This is a genomic window from Aliivibrio sp. 1S175, from assembly GCF_001690985.1.
Lineage (GTDB): Bacteria > Pseudomonadota > Gammaproteobacteria > Enterobacterales > Vibrionaceae > Aliivibrio.
This window is the reverse complement of sequence record NZ_MAJS01000022.1, coordinates 29,989-46,689: the sequence shown is the minus strand read 5'-3', so window position 1 is coordinate 46,689 and position 16,701 is coordinate 29,989. Positions and strand designations below refer to the sequence as shown.

Genomic DNA, 16,701 nt, shown 5'->3' with positions numbered 1-16,701 from the left:
ATTAGGGCTTTTTTACGTCTATAGAAACGTATTTAACGGTATAAACACGGTTAAATGACATTAGTTAAGCTTTCTCATCCCTCTTTCATCCTGTATTCTTTTAGCATTGCTATTTCAAGGATGACATCATGCACTTTAAATCACTTTTACTTCCTGCTTTATGTCTTTTTATTTCACCTTTGGTTTTCGCAGAGCAAACTCGTCCTAAAATAGGCCTTGTACTTGCTGGGGGTGGGGCAAAAGGTGCCGCCCATATTGGTGTACTTAAAGCATTAGAAGAGATGCATATTCCTATAGATTACATTACTGGTACTAGTATGGGGGCTTATGTCGGTGGTCTTTATGCATCAGGGATGAGTGCTGATGAGATAGCCGTGTTCATTGATACTGTTGATTGGAATAGTGGTTTTGTTGATAAAGTAGAACGAAGTGAAAGAGAAATAAGGGATAAAGAATATGAAGACCGCTACCAAATAGGAACGGATATTGGTTTTTCATTTACAGAACTAAAAGCACCAAAAGGATTCGTTCAAGGCCAAAATATGGCCAAAATTCTTCGCACAACCTCAGGTAATGTCTCTTATTTACAATCGTTTGATGATCTTCCTATTCCTTTTAGGGCTGTAGCAACGGACATTGAAAAATTGGAACCTGTTGTTTTAGATAAAGGCAATTTAGCTGAAGCAATGATGGCTAGTATGTCAGTGCCTGGAGCCTTACCCCCTGTTGAATATGAAGGTCGTTTACTCGTCGATGGCGGCAGTGTAAATAATATGCCTGTAGATGTTGCTAGAGAGATGGGGGCAGATATCATCATAGCTGTAGATATTGGTTCTGATTATTTAGAAGCCGAAGATATATCAAGTTATTTATCGGTAATGGGGCAGCTAACAAACTATATAGTAAAAAATAGTACTAAACAGCAAGAAGCCCTACTGAACAATAACGATATTTTTCTTGCTCCAAATGTCGGTAAAATGGATACGGCAGAATTCGACAAAATGCCTTTTGCTTATGGAAAGGGTTACGATATTGCTTATGAACAGCATTTAAATCTAAATAAGTTAGTACTACCAGCCTCAGAATACCAAGCGTATTTAAGTGAAAAAGAGAAAAAAACCAGTAAATTAAAACGTGGTAATAATCTTAAAATAGATCATGTGACACTGAATAATAATAGTTCATACAGTGAACGCATGTTATTGGAATATCTTCAAATAGATGAAGGTAAAACTTATTCTTCAGATCAATTAGAGGAAAAAGTCAGAGCGTTATATACGATTGATAGATTTGAAAGAATTGATTATTTTTACCAAACAACCAGTGATGGGGCTACGGAATTAGTTGTTGATGTTAATGAGAAAAGTTGGGGGCCAAACTATTTAGATTTTCGATTCTCATTAGAGGATGATTTTTATAATGAAAGTAAATATTCCTTAGGTTTCTCAATTAATTTTACGGATATTAATATTATAGGGCTGTCTGAGAATAGCTCTGAATTAAGAACGAATTTCGAGTTAGGTACAGATAAGTTGATGCAAGCCGAACTGTATACTCCTTTTCTTAGTAACCAGTTATTATTTTCTTCTTTAAAAGGTACTTATAGCGTAACTCAAACTCAGTTTAGAGCAACGCCTACTCTTGATAATATAGATAATTATCTGCCGACTGAATACAATGAATTTGAATTTGAAGCTTCTCTAGGTATACAACCAGCGCTTTGGAGTGATTTTAGAATCGGGGGGAGATATACAACAGGTGATTTGGTTTTAAATATTATACCTGACTTTAATAGTAACTATGAAAGAAAAGGGATATTCGCACAATATCGTTTAGATACATTAGACAATTTTACTTTTCCAACGAAAGGATTTTATTTATTTTCTGAGTATTTATACAGTGAAGATACATTCGGAGAATTAACTAGTAGTGATACGAAAGATGATTCAGTTGTTGAACTAACCGTTAATGGTCGATTTGCTTATACCATAAAACGTCATACTTTAGTCGTGCATGGAGAGTATGGGGTTGTTGAAAATAAAAATGGAGGAATTTCTCTTGAGCCTAAATCTCTCGGTGGTTTTTTGCATTTATCAGGAATATCAAAAGACAGTTTATCTGGCGAAAACTTGGCATTTGCAAGTTTAGTATATCGTTATCGCTTAATGGATAATGATTTTGGATTATTCCAGTCACCTATATACTTAGGAAGCTCTATTGAGCAAGGGAGTGTGTGGAATGACGAGCATTTTAGTGATGCTCCTATGTATACTGCGGGCTCCATTTTTGCCGGAATAGATTCACCAATAGGCCCTATCATTTTGGCTTATGGCAGAACAGAGCAAAATCATGAATCAGTATATTTAAGCATTGGTGCAACATTATAATGTTTAAAAGTGAGCCATAAGTCGTATGTTGTTTGATGTGATGAGATTTTAATTTTAAGTTAAATTTGGTATCATCTCGCCACATTTTTAGTCTATATCGACATCATATTCTCTTGTTTTATTGAGATTTATAACAGTATTTAAAAGTTAATGGATATAAACTGAATCGTTTCCAAGGATGTTTACTCATTAAGAGTAGACCAGAAAGTGAGGAATTAAGTCGTGCTTGAAGCTTATCGTAAACACGTCGCAGAACGTGCTTCTGAAGGTGTGGTCCCAAGACCATTAAATGCTGAACAAGTAGCAGCATTGGTTGAACTAGTAAAGAATCCGCCACAAGGTGAAGAAGAAGTCATTCTTGATTTACTAGAAAATCGAATTCCCCCAGGTGTTGATGAAGCCGCTTATGTTAAAGCTGGTTTCTTAACTGCAATTACAAAAGGCGAAGTGGAGTCTCCATTAGTTAGCAAAGCAAAAGCGACTGAATTGCTTGGTACTATGCAAGGTGGTTATAACATTGAATCTCTAGTATCTTTACTAGATGATGCTAAGCTTGCTCCTATCGCTGTAAAAGCACTGTCTCATACTCTACTTATGTTCGATGCGTTCTACGATGTAGAAGAGAAAGCGAAAGCAGGTAACGCATCAGCACAACAAGTACTGCAATCTTGGGCTGATGCTGAATGGTTTACAGCTAAAAACAAAGTATCAGAAAAGATAACCGTTAAAGTATTTAAAGTTACTGGTGAAACTAATACCGATGACTTATCTCCTGCGCCAGATGCGTGGTCACGACCTGATATTCCAGTACACGCAAAAGCTATGCTGAAGATGGAGCGTGATGGTATTACACCTGACGATCAAGGCAGTGTTGGTCCAATTACTCAAATTGAAGATATGCAAAAAGACGGTATTCCACTGGCTTACGTTGGTGATGTTGTCGGTACTGGTTCTTCACGTAAATCTGCAACAAACTCAGTACTTTGGTTTATGGGCGACGATATCCCTTATGTGCCAAACAAGCGTACAGGCGGTGTTTGTTTAGGAGGTAAAATCGCACCAATCTTCTATAACACAATGGAAGATTCGGGCGCACTACCGATCGAATTAAATGTACAAGACATGAATATGGGCGACGTTATTGATATCTACCCTTATGAAGGTGTTGTTCGTAAAGATGGTGTAGATATCTCAAGCTTTGAACTAGGAAAAGTTCTTCTAGATGAAGTACGTGCCGGTGGTCGTATTCCATTAATTATCGGTCGTGGTTTAACAGGCCGAGCTCGTGATTCTCTTGGCTTAGCTGAAACTGACTTATTTGCTAAACCTATCGATCCTTTAGCTTCTGATAAAGGTTATACACTAGCTCAGAAGATGGTTGGTAAAGCGTGTGGTGTTGAAGGTGTACGTGCTGGTCAGTACTGTGAACCTAAGATGGCAACGGTTGGTTCTCAAGATACAACAGGGCCAATGACTCGTGATGAGCTTAAAGATCTCGCGTGTCTTGGCTTCTCGGCTGATCTTGTAATGCAGTCATTCTGTCATACATCGGCTTATCCAAAACCAGTAGATGTAAACACTCACCATACGCTACCTGATTTCATCATGAACCGTGCGGGTGTTTCACTGCGTCCGGGTGATGGTGTTATCCACTCATGGCTAAACCGTATGTTATTGCCTGATACCGTAGGTACTGGTGGCGATTCACATACACGTTTCCCTCTAGGTATTTCATTCCCTGCAGGTTCAGGCCTTGTAGCATTTGCTGCTGCGACGGGTGTTATGCCTCTGGATATGCCTGAATCAATTTTGGTTCGTTTTAAAGGTGAAATGCAACCAGGTATTACATTACGTGATCTTGTTCATGCAATCCCTTATTACGGTATTCAGCAAGGCCTATTAACAGTAGCCAAAGCGGGTAAGGTTAATGAATTCTCTGGTCGCGTATTAGAGATTGAAGGTGTTGAACATTTATCAGTAGAGCAAGCATTTGAGCTTTCGGATGCGTCGGCAGAGCGTTCAGCTGCAGGTTGTACTGTTAAGTTATCTCAAGAGTCGATTGAAGAATACTTGAAATCGAACATCGTTATGCTGAAGTGGATGATTGCAGAAGGCTATGGTGATGTACGTACGATTGAGCGTCGTGTGACAGCCATGGAAGAATGGTTAGCGAATCCAGAGCTAATGGAAGCAGATAAAGATGCGGAATATGCGCATGTAATAGATATTGATCTTGCCGATATTAAAGAACCAATTCTTTGTGCTCCAAATGATCCTGATGATGCTCGTTTACTTTCAGAAGTTCAAGGTACAGAAATTGATGAAGTGTTCATTGGTTCTTGTATGACGAATATTGGTCATTTCCGCGCCGCAGGTAAAATGCTAGAAGAGTTTAATGGCTCTCTAAGTACTCGTTTATGGGTTGCTCCACCGACGAAAATGGATAAAGATCAACTAATAGAAGAAGGCTACTACGGGATCTTTGGTCGTGCTGGGGTTCGTATTGAAACTCCGGGTTGTTCTCTATGTATGGGTAACCAAGCCCGTGTTGCTGATAAAGCAACAGTAATGTCGACATCAACACGTAACTTCCCGAACCGTTTAGGTAATGGTGCTAATGTTTATCTAGCGTCTGCTGAGTTATCTGCGGTTGGAGCGATTCTAGGTCGAATTCCAACGCAAGCTGAGTATTTAGAATATGCTCAAAAAGTGAATGCAACAGCAGCAGATACATACCGTTATTTGAATTTCCATAAAATGGGTCAATACACAGACAAAGCAGATACGGTTATTTTCCAAGAGCCGGCTTAATCTTAGTTTATTAATAAAAAAAGCAGCCAAATCGGCTGCTTTTTTATTGTATATTATTTAATAACGTATCTAATGTGTTCTTATTAAAAACGAATTACATTATTTTTTAGCATTGATAGAGTAAATAGAAGCTACGTTTCTTGCTGTATTTTCAACATTTATTGCCGCTTCTTTTAGTGCGATGTCTAATGATACAGAGCGAGGGACAACACTAAATACCGCATCAATACCGTAATCATGAACAACGGCACAATCGTCAGATAAACAACCAGCAATACCAATAACAGGTAAGTTATATTTTTTCGCAGTCCTAGCTACGCCAATGGGTGTTTTACCATGGATGGTTTGGCTATCGATACGACCTTCACCTGTAATCACTAAATCAGCATTAGACAACACATCACTTAAATTAACCGCATCCATTACGATTTCGATACCAGGGCGAAGTGTCGCGTCAAATAGCCCAAGCAGTGCAGCACCAAGGCCGCCAGCAGCACCTGCGCCAGCTGTATTTTTAACGTCTTTATTTAACTGCTTCTTCATTACGTCAGCGTAATGATTTAGGTTATTATCAAGTTGGTTAGCTATCTCTGGAGTTGCCCCTTTTTGTGGGCCAAAGATAAACGAGGCACCTTTAGGGCCGCATAATGGGTTATCAACATCACAAGCGACTTCTAATAGAATATTATCTAATCGAGGATCTTTATTACTCACATCGATAGTGGCTAGGTTTACTAATGATCCACCACCAAAAGTAAGATCGTTACCTTCTTGGTCTAATAGTTTAATACCAAGAGCTTGAGCCATACCAATACCACCATCATTAGTCGCACTGCCACCAATACCAACGATGATATGTTTAACGCCTTTGTCTAGCGCCGCTTTAATTAATTCACCGGTACCATAGCTTGTCGTATGTAATGGATTACGATGCTCTGGTGCGACAAGATGAAGGCCTGAGGCTGCTGCCATTTCAACAATGGCTGTTTTTCCATCACCCAATAAGCCATAAAAACCAGTAACCGTATTTCCAAGAGGAGCTGTGACTTGGCATTCAATAATTGATCCGCCAGTAGCATCGATTAGAGACTGAACTGTACCTTCACCTCCATCAGCCATTGGTAATTTTATGTATTCAGCATTTGGCAGCACTTGTTTAAAACCAGCTTCAATTGCAGTAGCAACTTCCATTGCGGTTAAACTTTCTTTGTATGAATCGGGAGCAATAACAATTTTCATAATAAAGCCTTATTAAACAAATAAACCAAAGACGCCAAAAATAAGAGTAGAAACGGTAGCGATCATAAGACCGACTGCTGATTCGTAAGGGATTAGTTTTAAACGTTCTTTCATATCCATGTGAACTGCGCCACCTGTTGCATGAAAGAAGCTACCATGCGGCATGTGATCTAATACTGTCGCACCTGCGTGGATCATTGCAGCACCAGCAAGAGCAGGAACACCAAGCTCTAGAATAGTATGGCTAAATACACTTGCAGCAACGGCAGTTCCTGCTGTAGTTGATGCTGTTGCGAGTGACATCATTGCACCAGAAATTGGTGCTAATAAATAAGAAGGAAGACCTGATGCAGTTAATACTTCAATTAACCCTGACTTAAGGCCTGAGTTCGCAATAATACCAGCAAGAGTACCAGTACCAAGCAGCATTACTGCCACTGGAGCCATACGAGAAAGTCCAGATATCGCAAAATGGTTGGTGTCTTTAAAGCGACCCATAGCGACTGCACCAAGTAAGCCACCAAGCGGTAGAGCAATTAAGGGGTCAACATTAATTCCAGCGATAGGGCGTAAAGCAAGAAGACTGATAGCAACAAGAGGAGCTACGATTGAGGCAACAAAAGTAGGTAAGCGAGAATGGTCAACTGAAACAACCTCATGTTCTTGAACTTTACTGCCTTTATTTACTAATCTTTTGGCGATGAAATAGGCAAAAACTAAGCCGAATAAGCCAGGGATAACACCCGCAGCCATTACTGAAGTTAGGGGAACATTAAATGCGTCAGCAGCTGCAATAGCGTTTGGATTTGGTGACATTACGTTACCCGCTTTACCACCACCAACCATAGCTAATAGAATGGCCATTTTTGAAAGGTCAGCACGACGTGCAATAGCAAGTGCAATCGGAGCTACGGTAATAACAGCAACATCAACAAAAACACCTACGGCTGTTAGGATCATTGTCGCTACAGCTAAAGCAAGTAAAGCTCGAGTTTCGCCGACTTTTTTTACAATGGTTTCTGCAATAGAGGTTGCCGCGCCTGATTCGATTAGAACACCAGCAAGCACGCCAGCGGCTAAAATACGAAGTACGGCAGTAACAATACCTTGAGCACCGCCAATCATTAGGTTTACCGTGTCAGTTAGAGAGACTCCACCAACAATACCACCAATTAAAGCACCAATGATCATGCCATACGCTGGTGGTACTTTTTTCAAAATAAGTGTAATTGCAACGATTAGGGCAGACAGAGCACCTAGGGTAGATACTTCAATCATATTACTATTCCATTTAATAATTAAGACGTCAGTAATCTAACTTTAACTGTGAAAATAAGCTTTAGACAAGTGAACAAAAGTTGCTATGTAATAGTTATAAATATTGTGCAGGCGCACAATTACGTATTTTTATTTATAAGCTAACACCGAAAGATATAAATAAGTTTTATCCTTTATCTTATTGATATCTAATGAAGTTTCTTTTTCTATTTTATCTAGTCGATAACGTAGTGTATTACGATGAATATGAAGAACCTTACAGGTTTGAGCTGAATCACAATTATGATTAAAAAAGGTACGTAAGGTTTTCAGTAAGATGCCTTTTGTATCATTTTCGGTGAGCTTTTTAATCGGCAGTATTAATTGCTCGGCTCTCCACGTATCTGATTGCAAGCCGTCAATGAGTACAGGTAAGATATTATCTTGGTAAAATAGAATACGACTTTTGGTATTTACCGTTCTCATTGTCGCTTTTGCTGTCATGTAAGATTGCGCTAATCCTTCTAAATTAGGAAAATAATCACCAAGAGCAATCTTTATCGTGAATTTTTCATCATGAGAGATCCGTTGAAAAAGTTGGCGAATACGTTTCTCTTCGTGGGATCGATTCCAGCTCGTATCTGTTAGTGTAATCGGTTTTAAAACGACGACCTCATTTAGAGTTACAGAACTAATGGCAACTAAATTATCTCTTTCAGGGAATTCAAGTAAGTGAACTAATTTTTGTAAATGAGTAAGTGATAGGTTTTCGCCATTAAATGAATCGACTTTAATGATAGTTGCAATTCGAGGTTGATTAAGATCTAGCTCTAATCGTTCAGCAATTGAATACAGCTGCTGGGTATTGAGATCTGAAGGTTGGATAAGTTGCAGCACTAACTCTTCTTTATGTCGTTTACTCCATTGTATCTCTGTCATTAAAGCAGCTTGCTCAATAATCAGCTCTGCAGTCATTTTTACTAATTCACCATATTGTTGTATGTCAGTCAGTTCACCTGAAATACCAACGACACCAATAACGTTATTTTGAAAAATGATTGGAAGATTGATCCCGGCCTTTACCCCTCGTAATTGTTGAGCCGTAGAATGATCTATTTCAACAATTCTATTTTCATTAATAGCTAAAATTGCGCCTTCATGACGGCAATTAAGTCGAGCAGGATCGCCAGAGCCAATAATTACGCCATATTCATCCATGACATTGACTGAGTGCTTAATTATTTTCATGGTTCGTTCAACAATTTGTTTTGCGATCATTGTGGTTAATTGCATGATTCGGTCTCTTTCATCATGGATAGGGGACTTAACTATAAAAATACTAGGGATAGGATTATACTTGAGGAAAATAGCTCAGCATTGTCTTTGGTTAAAAACGTGTGAGCTAACGTCAATTATCGTAAGGGTTTTCGATGGATTACGAATTTAAAAAAAATACACTAGATGGTACTTATCATGCGAATTTCTCTATGGGGCATGAAGCCATGGGGCGTTGGTTAGTGGAAGATGTCTCAAAAGATACCGAATTATTGGCGGAGTTGTACAAGCAAATAGCAGCAGTAAAGAATACTCAAGATGAGTGGAAGCGTTCGGGGCAAGTAATGACTCTAATTCTTACGGATCAAGAAGTTATCGTTCAAGAAAACGCATTGTTTGAAGATTCTGAAGAGGAATTTGAAGAAGATATACATATGTATGACGATGAATGTGTATCAGTCTGTGGTCTAGAAGATTTTGAAACTATGCTTCAAAGTTGGGAAGCATTTATTCGACGCTTTTAATTCGTCTTCTAATTGCTCATTATTTGGGAAAGGCTGCACTTATTTAGTGCAGCCTTTTTTTATTTTAGAACAAAATAAATTTAACTTGTTGATTATTATTATTTTTAAAACTTGGCACACGAATTGGATTATTAATTATAAGTTACAAATAATTCGAAGGATTGAATCATGAAAATAATTAATGCCATTATAAAACCATTTAAATTAGATGATGTTCGTGAAGCTCTTGCTGATGCAGGCGTTGATGGAATGACGGTTTCTGAAGTGAAAGGGTTCGGTCGTCAAAAAGGTCATACCGAATTATATCGAGGTGCTGAGTATCAAGTAGATTTTCTACCAAAAGTTAAATTAGAAATAGCGGTTCAAGCTGAGCATGTTGATAACATTATTGAAGCGATAACCAAAGCGGCACATACCGGGAAAATTGGCGACGGAAAGATTTTCGTTTATGACCTTCAGCAAGCAGTACGTATTCGTACTGGTGAAACTGACACTGAAGCACTTTAAGGATAAAGGACAATATTATGGAACTTTCAACAACAGTATCAGAACTTCGTTATGCCCTAGACACCTTTTTCTTCTTAATGTCAGGCGCATTGGTAATGTGGATGGCCGCAGGTTTTGCTATGTTAGAAGCCGGGTTAGTTCGCTCAAAAAATACGACAGAAATTTTAACTAAGAACCTTTGTTTGTATGCCATTGCTTGTACAACTTATTTAGTTGTCGGTTATAACATCATGTATGTCGATAACACAGAAGGTGGTTTTATTCCTTCTATAGGAGCTTTAATCGGAACTCAATCAGAAGGGGCGGATCACTCTTTAGAGTCAGACTTCTTTTTCCAAGTAGTTTTTGTTGCAACGGCAATGTCAGTCGTTTCAGGAGCAGTTGCTGAGCGTATGAAACTGTGGTCTTTTCTTGTTTTCTCTGTAATTTTAACTGCATTTATTTACCCAATGGAAGGCTACTGGACATGGGGTGGTGGTTTCTTATCTGAAGCAGGTTTTAGTGATTTTGCAGGTTCTGGTATTGTTCATATGGCAGGTGCTTCAGCTGCTCTTGCTGGTGTTTTGTTGCTCGGTGCTCGTAAAGGTAAATATGGTAAGAAAGGCCAAATTTACCCTATTCAAGGTTCAAATATGCCATTAGCGACTTTAGGTACCTTCATTTTATGGTTTGGTTGGTTTGGCTTTAATGGTGGTTCTCAATTAATGTTATCAGACTTTGAGAATGCAACTGCTGTAGGTCAAATATTCTTAAATACCAATGCGGCAGCCGCTGCGGGGGCAATAACGGCGTTATTTGTCTGTAAAACAACATGGGGTAAAGCTGATTTAACAATGGTATTAAATGGTGCATTAGCTGGGCTTGTAGCAATTACCGCGGATCCTTTATCTCCATCTCCTTTAGCCGCCGTTAGTATTGGTGCAATTGCTGGAGTTCTCGTTGTCTTTAGTATTGTAGCGTTTGATAAAATTAAAATTGATGATCCAGTTGGTGCAATTTCAGTACACGGTGTATGTGGATTGTTTGGTTTAATGATGGTACCGGTGAATAATGCTGATGCTACTTTTGGAGCTCAATTATTTGGAGCAATAGTCATCTTTGCTTGGGTGTTTGGTGCAAGTCTGGTGGTTTGGGCAATACTTAAAGCGACAATGGGTATTCGAGTAACTGAAGATGAAGAATTAGAAGGAATGGATGTACACGATTGTGGTATTGATGCCTATCCGGAATTTGTTAGTGTGAAATAAAATATCACGTAAATGATTTGTTACATCTTTTAAGCCTCAATTCTTCGGTATTGAGGCTTTTTGCTATAAAAAGCGCCTGAGATCATTGCCATTTAGAAATTGCTTTGTATAATATCGATATTGATAAGTATTCTTATTACCATTTGTAACTAGAGATTTTAAAGGAATATCATGAAAAAGTTATTATCAGTTTCTGCATTAATTGCAGGCGTGTTCGCACCAAGTGTTATGGCTGCCGAAGAAGTTAATGTTTACTCTTATCGCCAACCGTTCCTTGTTGAACCAATGTTTAAAGAGTTTACCAAAGAGACTGGTATTAAAGTTAATGTGAAATTTGCTAAGAAAGGTCTAGCTGAAAAATTAGCTCAAGAAGGCGAGTTAAGCCCTGCCGATGTCGTTCTAACTACTGATATTAGCCGTTTAGCGGAACTAACAAACAAAAGCTTAGTTCAGCCTGTTGATAGTAAAACGATTGATGCAAATGTACCTGCTCAATACCGCGATACAGATAATGAGTGGTTCGCATTAACTTTACGTGCTCGTAATGTATATTCATCTCGTGATCGTGTTGGTAAATTAGGCGCTGATTTTGATTATGCGGATTTAGCTAACCCAGAGTGGAAAGGCAAAATTTGTACTCGCAGCGGTAAGCACCCTTACAATGTATCTCTTGTATCTTCTATGATTGCTCATCATGGTGAAGCAGAAGCAAAAACATGGTTGGAAGGCGTAAAAGCAAACCTAGCTCGTAAACCTCAAGGTAATGACCGCGCACAAGTTAAAGCGATTAAAGAAGGTCTTTGTGATGTCGCTTTAGGCAATAGCTACTACCTAGGTAAGATGGTTAATGATCCTAAGCAAGTATCATGGGCTGAATCGGTATACATTAACTTCCCTAACCAAAACACAGATGGTACTCACGTAAACATCAGTGGTATGGCGATGGCTAAATACGCACCAAATAAAGATAATGCATTAAAACTAATGGAATTCTTAACGGGTGATGTAGCACAAGGTATGTATGCGGAAGTTAATTATGAATACCCAGTAAAACCGGGTGTTAAACGTTCAGAGCTCGTTGCATCTTGGGGCGAGTTTAAAGCCGATACTCTATCTTTAGATGCTATTGCAGATAACCATACAAAAGCAATCAAGCTTCTAGATGAAGTTAAGTTTGATCTTTAATTTGATATTTATTATTGGTGAGGTAACAATACCTCACCATTTAAAAAGAGCCTTGCAGTTTAGGCAATGAAAGAAAAATTATTATTCTGGAAAACCAGTAGTTGGAGTTTATCTCTATTGCTGGTTTTGCCGATCTTAGCGATCCTATATACCGCACTAGGTAATACCGATGATATCTTTACTCATCTGTTTAATACCGTGTTACCTACCTATACGTTAAATACGGTTCTATTAGTATTTGGTGCGATGTTCTTTTCCTTAATTTTAGGTGTCCCCTCTGCATGGTTTATGGCCATGTGCCGTGTTCCTTCCTCTTCAATATTACAATGGGCATTAGTGCTTCCTTTGGCTATGCCTGCTTATATTGTGGGATATATCTATACCGATTGGCTTGATTTTGCTGGACCAATTCAAGTATTACTCCGAGATATTACCGGATGGCAATCTTATGGTGATTATTGGTTCCCAGATATTCGAACCTTAACTGGCGCCATTCTTGTGATGTCTTTGGTGCTATACCCATACGTATATTTACTTGCTCGTGCTGCATTTATGGAGCAAAACATCAGCTTGCTACAATCGGCACGCTTATTAAAATGTACTCCTTGGGAGAGCTTTAAGCGCATATCATTACCTCTTGCAAGGCCTTCTATTGCGGTTGCTTTATCTTTAGTAGCGATGGAAGCGTTAGGGGATTTTGGCACAGTTAGCTATTTTGCAGTAAATACATTAACGACGGCAGTTTATGATACGTGGTTAGGTTATTCAAATTTGAATGCCGCAGCTAAAGTGTCTGCGTTTATGTTGATGGGGATTTTATTGTTGATCAGCGGTGAGCGTTATAGTCGTCGTAAACAAAAAATGTTCCAAGAGAAGTTTAATACCAACGAAGAGTTTCAATATGAGCTTCATGGTTGGAAAAAGTGGGGCGCATTTACTTGGTGCTGGGGATTAGTTTCTATTGCTTTTATCTTTCCGCTATTACAGTTAATTAGTTACTCTTTTCATTACTTTGAAGAAAGTTGGACTGCTGAATTTCAAGAGTATGCGTTAAATAGCTTATACGTCTCTTCGATTGCAGCCATTATCGCTGTAATTATTGCTTTGGTGGTGAATTTTTTACATCGTCTACAACCGAATAATAAGTGGAGTGTTATGCCAATGCGTTTGGCATCTCTTGGTTATGCTGTTCCCGGAACGGTGCTTGCTATTGGTGTTATGTTACCAATGATTGGGTTAGATCATTTGGTTAATGATATTTCAAAACAATTAGGTTTTGGGATGGTTGGGTTAATATTCTCCGGATCAATCTTTGCGTTAATTTTTGCATCGGTAACTCGTTTTTCTGCGGTTGCGATTGGCTCAATTGAAAGTAATTTAAATAAAATCCCACCGTCATTAGATATGGCATCACGTACTTTAGGTTGTGGAACGTGGTCTATGTTACGTCGAGTTCATTTTCCATTAATTCGTCGTGGCTGTTTAATCGCTGGTTTGTTGGTGTTTATAGAAACAATGAAAGAGTTGAATGCAGCACTGTTATTGCGCCCATTTAACTTTGAAACACTAGCCACTTATGTATTTAATTTTGCTTCTGATGAGCAATTAGAAATTGCAGCAATGCCTGCAGTATTATTGGTTTTAGTTGGCTTGATCCCATTGATCATAGTTAACCGTTCTCTGGAGCAACATCATTAATGAATTCTGCATTATCTATTTCTAATTTAACTTGTAGCTATCATGATCAGGATATTTTATCCCAGTTATCTTTGGATGTTGAATCTGGTGAAATCGTTTGTTTATTAGGTGCAAGTGGTTGCGGTAAAACAACATTACTTAAAGCTATTGCGGGGCTTTTGCCTTTATCGAAAGGTGAGATGAACCTTAATGGAAAGGTAATTACAGACCGTAATACGTGGTTACCACCAGAGCAGAGAAATATTGGTATGATCTTTCAAGATTATGCATTGTTTCCGCATCTTACCGTAAGTGAAAATATTGGTTTTGGCTTAAAAAAATGGGAAAAGCAACGAGCAACGGATAAAGTTGAATCAATGCTTCATCTTGTTCATTTAAGTGGATTTGGTGATCGTTACCCACACCAATTATCTGGGGGCCAGCAACAGCGTGTTGCGATTGCAAGAGCGTTAGCTAGCGAACCAGATCTTCTATTATTGGATGAACCCTTTTCTAATATTGATACTCAAGTTCGACATGATTTAATTAAAGAGATCCGCCGTATTTTTAAAGCACAAGGTGTGACGGCTATTTTCGTTACTCATAGCCGTGAAGAAGCGTTTGCTTTCTCTGATAAATTAGCGGTAATGAATCATGGTGTGATTGAGCAATTCGGTAGTGCAAATGATTTATATTATTCACCAAACAGTCGCTTCGTTGCTGATTTCTTAGGTGGTGGCTCTTATGTATCAGGTATGATTGGCCTGGATGGGAACATTGAAACTGCGGTTGGATTGATCTCTTGTGGCCGTAGTACTGAAGATGCAAATAAGAAAGCGAATGTTTTACTTCGCCCACAAAACATTACGTTATATAGAGACGCGTCAGGCAGTGCTATTGTTAAAGAATTACAATTTATGGGTGATACGTGCCGATATGTAATTGAAGATGACGGGACGCAATTAATTGGCGTATCTAATGATTCTTTATCTAATGGTGAGAAAGTAAGGGTAGAAATAAAGCCTCATTGTCCAATCGTATTTATTCAAGAGAACAATTAAAAATTTTAGATAAAAAGAACCCAGCTAATCGACTCAAGTATTAGCTGGGTTAAGTCTTTAGAGGCGTATTTTTATTAAAAATACGTAGGAAACTAAAGAGAAAGGAAAGCTTTCATTTGATTCAGTACTTTTTCTGCTGTCAATTTGTCTTCCATTTCAGCAAAAATTCGTAGTAATGGTTCAGTTCCTGAGAAACGAGCAATCACCCAACCCCCATTTTTAAAATAGACTTTTGCGCCATCTTCATAGCTTACTTTCTCTATTTCATATTCAAATTCAGGCAGTTGCTTTTCGATATAAATTTTATTGTAAAGGGCTTCTTTTCCACTTGCTTTAAAAGTACAGTCGCCTTCGGCAGTGTAGGCATAACCATATTTAGCATAAATTTCATCAAGCATTTCAGAGAGTTTTTTGCCTGTAACACTGATCATTTCAACTAATAAACTTGAAGCAAATACGCCATCTTTACCTTTGATATGACCGCGAATAGTTAACCCACCCGAGCTTTCGCCACCAAGTAGAGAATCATCCGCTTCCATTTGTGAACTGATATGCTTAAAGCCTACAGGAACCTCAAAGCTTTTCTCGCCGTGATCTGCTGCGACTTTATCTAATAAGTGCGTGGTTGCGATATTACGTACGACAGAGCCTTTCCAGCCTTTGTACTCAAGTAGGTAATAATAAAGCAGTAATAGCACTTCATTTGGATGAATAAAGTGACCTTTTTCATCAATGATACCTAAGCGGTCAGCATCACCATCAGTACCGATACCAATATCGTAACCATCATGAGCGACTAAGTGCTTTAAGCGATAAAGTGTGGCTGCATTTGGGGATGGCATAAGACCGCCAAAAGAAGGGTTTTCGCCATCATTAATCACATCAACATCACAACGAGCACTGATTAACACCGTTTGTAAGGCATTTTTTGCAACCCCAAACATAGGATCAATTAGTACGCGTAAGTTGGCTTTTTTAATTGATGCCATATCAATTTTATCGATGATTGAATCAACAAAATCGTTCATTGGGTTGATGATTTCAATACAACCATCATTTAGCGCTTCTTCAAAATCGACACTGCTAACATCTTGTTGCGTTAGGTGAGAAATTTGTTGTTCAATCTTTTGTGTGATGATTTCATCGGCATCACGACCGCCTTCAATAAAGACTTTAATGCCATTATAATCTGCTGGGTTATGAGAGGCAGTGATACAAGCTGAGTAGATACAACCCATTTCTTTGGCTTGAAACATCACAATAGGTGTTGGGACAAATCTATCAATAAAGCTGACTTTTATGCCGTTTTCTGCAATAACTTCAGCGAACCATTTACCTGCTTTATCTGAAAGAAAACGACGGTCATAACCAATAACAAAGCCATTTTTTTGAGCTTGTTCATTGATCATAATGTTTGATAGTGCTTGAGCGACAAGACGTACATTGTCTTTAGTAAACTCTTCACCGATGAAAGCGCGCCATCCGCCAGTACCAAATTGGATCATAGTAAATTCCTTTTAGAGTAAAGTGC

12 protein-coding genes are annotated in these 16,701 nt (G+C 38.6%); 8 read left to right on the top strand and 4 right to left on the bottom strand.

Annotation, left to right across the window (positions count from 1 at the left end; all coding sequences use genetic code 11):
- The first annotated feature begins 128 nt into the window (after nucleotides 1–128).
- On the top strand, nucleotides 129–2,387 hold the full coding sequence (locus A6E06_RS09340) for a patatin-like phospholipase family protein (protein ID WP_065592188.1): 2,259 nt from the start codon (nucleotides 129–131) through the stop codon (nucleotides 2,385–2,387).
- Between the two features lie 222 nt (nucleotides 2,388–2,609).
- The gene (acnB, locus tag A6E06_RS09335; protein WP_065592187.1) at nucleotides 2,610–5,198 is read left to right on the top strand and encodes a bifunctional aconitate hydratase 2/2-methylisocitrate dehydratase; all 2,589 of its coding nucleotides are present in this window, start codon (nucleotides 2,610–2,612) and stop codon (nucleotides 5,196–5,198) included.
- 99 nt (nucleotides 5,199–5,297) lie between these two features.
- Here the strand turns inward: acnB and A6E06_RS09330 are convergent, their stop codons facing one another.
- From A6E06_RS09330 to A6E06_RS09320, 3 genes are all read right to left on the bottom strand, one after another.
- Nucleotides 5,298–6,437: a glycerate kinase gene (locus A6E06_RS09330; protein ID WP_065592186.1), complete on the bottom strand. Its 1,140-nt coding sequence runs from the start codon at nucleotides 6,435–6,437 to the stop codon at nucleotides 5,298–5,300.
- A gap of 12 nt (nucleotides 6,438–6,449) precedes the next feature.
- A complete protein-coding gene (locus A6E06_RS09325; protein WP_065592185.1) occupies nucleotides 6,450–7,715 on the bottom strand; it encodes a GntP family permease in 1,266 nt (421 codons plus the stop codon).
- A gap of 129 nt (nucleotides 7,716–7,844) precedes the next feature.
- On the bottom strand, nucleotides 7,845–8,987 hold the full coding sequence (locus A6E06_RS09320) for a sugar diacid recognition domain-containing protein (RefSeq protein WP_065592184.1): 1,143 nt from the start codon (nucleotides 8,985–8,987) through the stop codon (nucleotides 7,845–7,847).
- Nucleotides 8,988–9,124: 137 nt separating this feature from the next.
- On the opposite strand from A6E06_RS09320, the gene A6E06_RS09315 reads away from it, so the two are divergent.
- From A6E06_RS09315 to A6E06_RS09290, 6 genes are all read left to right on the top strand, one after another.
- The gene (locus A6E06_RS09315; protein WP_065592183.1) at nucleotides 9,125–9,493 is read left to right on the top strand and encodes a YacL family protein; all 369 of its coding nucleotides are present in this window, start codon (nucleotides 9,125–9,127) and stop codon (nucleotides 9,491–9,493) included.
- 168 nt (nucleotides 9,494–9,661) lie between these two features.
- Entirely contained in the window at nucleotides 9,662–10,000 is a 339-nt protein-coding gene (gene glnK / locus A6E06_RS09310) for a P-II family nitrogen regulator (protein WP_060994159.1), read from the top strand.
- Between the two features lie 17 nt (nucleotides 10,001–10,017).
- Nucleotides 10,018–11,247: an ammonium transporter gene (locus A6E06_RS09305; RefSeq protein WP_065592182.1), complete on the top strand. Its 1,230-nt coding sequence runs from the start codon at nucleotides 10,018–10,020 to the stop codon at nucleotides 11,245–11,247.
- A 171-nt stretch (nucleotides 11,248–11,418) separates the two neighbouring features.
- Nucleotides 11,419–12,432 (top strand): Fe(3+) ABC transporter substrate-binding protein, encoded by a 1,014-nt coding sequence (locus A6E06_RS09300; protein ID WP_065592181.1) that lies wholly within the window; start codon nucleotides 11,419–11,421, stop codon nucleotides 12,430–12,432.
- A 66-nt stretch (nucleotides 12,433–12,498) separates the two neighbouring features.
- Nucleotides 12,499–14,130 (top strand): iron ABC transporter permease, encoded by a 1,632-nt coding sequence (locus A6E06_RS09295; protein ID WP_065592180.1) that lies wholly within the window; start codon nucleotides 12,499–12,501, stop codon nucleotides 14,128–14,130.
- On the top strand, nucleotides 14,130–15,170 hold the full coding sequence (locus tag A6E06_RS09290; RefSeq protein WP_065592179.1) for an ABC transporter ATP-binding protein: 1,041 nt from the start codon (nucleotides 14,130–14,132) through the stop codon (nucleotides 15,168–15,170). Before A6E06_RS09295 ends, A6E06_RS09290 begins: the two co-directional genes overlap by 1 nt.
- A 92-nt stretch (nucleotides 15,171–15,262) precedes the next feature.
- On the opposite strand, the gene A6E06_RS09285 is transcribed toward A6E06_RS09290, so the two are convergent.
- The gene (locus A6E06_RS09285) at nucleotides 15,263–16,675 is read right to left on the bottom strand and encodes a phosphoglucomutase/phosphomannomutase family protein (protein ID WP_065592178.1); all 1,413 of its coding nucleotides are present in this window, start codon (nucleotides 16,673–16,675) and stop codon (nucleotides 15,263–15,265) included.
- Between the last annotated feature and the right edge of the window lie 26 nt (nucleotides 16,676–16,701).

What these genes read in the sequence shown, in the direction of transcription:
- A6E06_RS09340 (WP_065592188.1), top strand. Translation starts at nt 129, where the DNA reads ATGCACTTTAAATCACTTTTACTTCCTGCTTTATGTCTTTTTATTTCA.
- A6E06_RS09330 (WP_065592186.1), bottom strand. Translation starts at nt 6,437, where the DNA reads ATGAAAATTGTTATTGCTCCCGATTCATACAAAGAAAGTTTAACCGCA.
- A6E06_RS09325 (WP_065592185.1), bottom strand. Translation starts at nt 7,715, where the DNA reads ATGATTGAAGTATCTACCCTAGGTGCTCTGTCTGCCCTAATCGTTGCA.
- A6E06_RS09320 (WP_065592184.1), bottom strand. Translation starts at nt 8,987, where the DNA reads ATGCAATTAACCACAATGATCGCAAAACAAATTGTTGAACGAACCATG.
- A6E06_RS09315 (WP_065592183.1), top strand. Translation starts at nt 9,125, where the DNA reads ATGGATTACGAATTTAAAAAAAATACACTAGATGGTACTTATCATGCG.
- glnK (WP_060994159.1), top strand. Translation starts at nt 9,662, where the DNA reads ATGAAAATAATTAATGCCATTATAAAACCATTTAAATTAGATGATGTT.
- A6E06_RS09305 (WP_065592182.1), top strand. Translation starts at nt 10,018, where the DNA reads ATGGAACTTTCAACAACAGTATCAGAACTTCGTTATGCCCTAGACACC.
- A6E06_RS09300 (WP_065592181.1), top strand. Translation starts at nt 11,419, where the DNA reads ATGAAAAAGTTATTATCAGTTTCTGCATTAATTGCAGGCGTGTTCGCA.
- A6E06_RS09295 (WP_065592180.1), top strand. Translation starts at nt 12,499, where the DNA reads ATGAAAGAAAAATTATTATTCTGGAAAACCAGTAGTTGGAGTTTATCT.
- A6E06_RS09290 (WP_065592179.1), top strand. Translation starts at nt 14,130, where the DNA reads ATGAATTCTGCATTATCTATTTCTAATTTAACTTGTAGCTATCATGAT.
- A6E06_RS09285 (WP_065592178.1), bottom strand. Translation starts at nt 16,675, where the DNA reads ATGATCCAATTTGGTACTGGCGGATGGCGCGCTTTCATCGGTGAAGAG.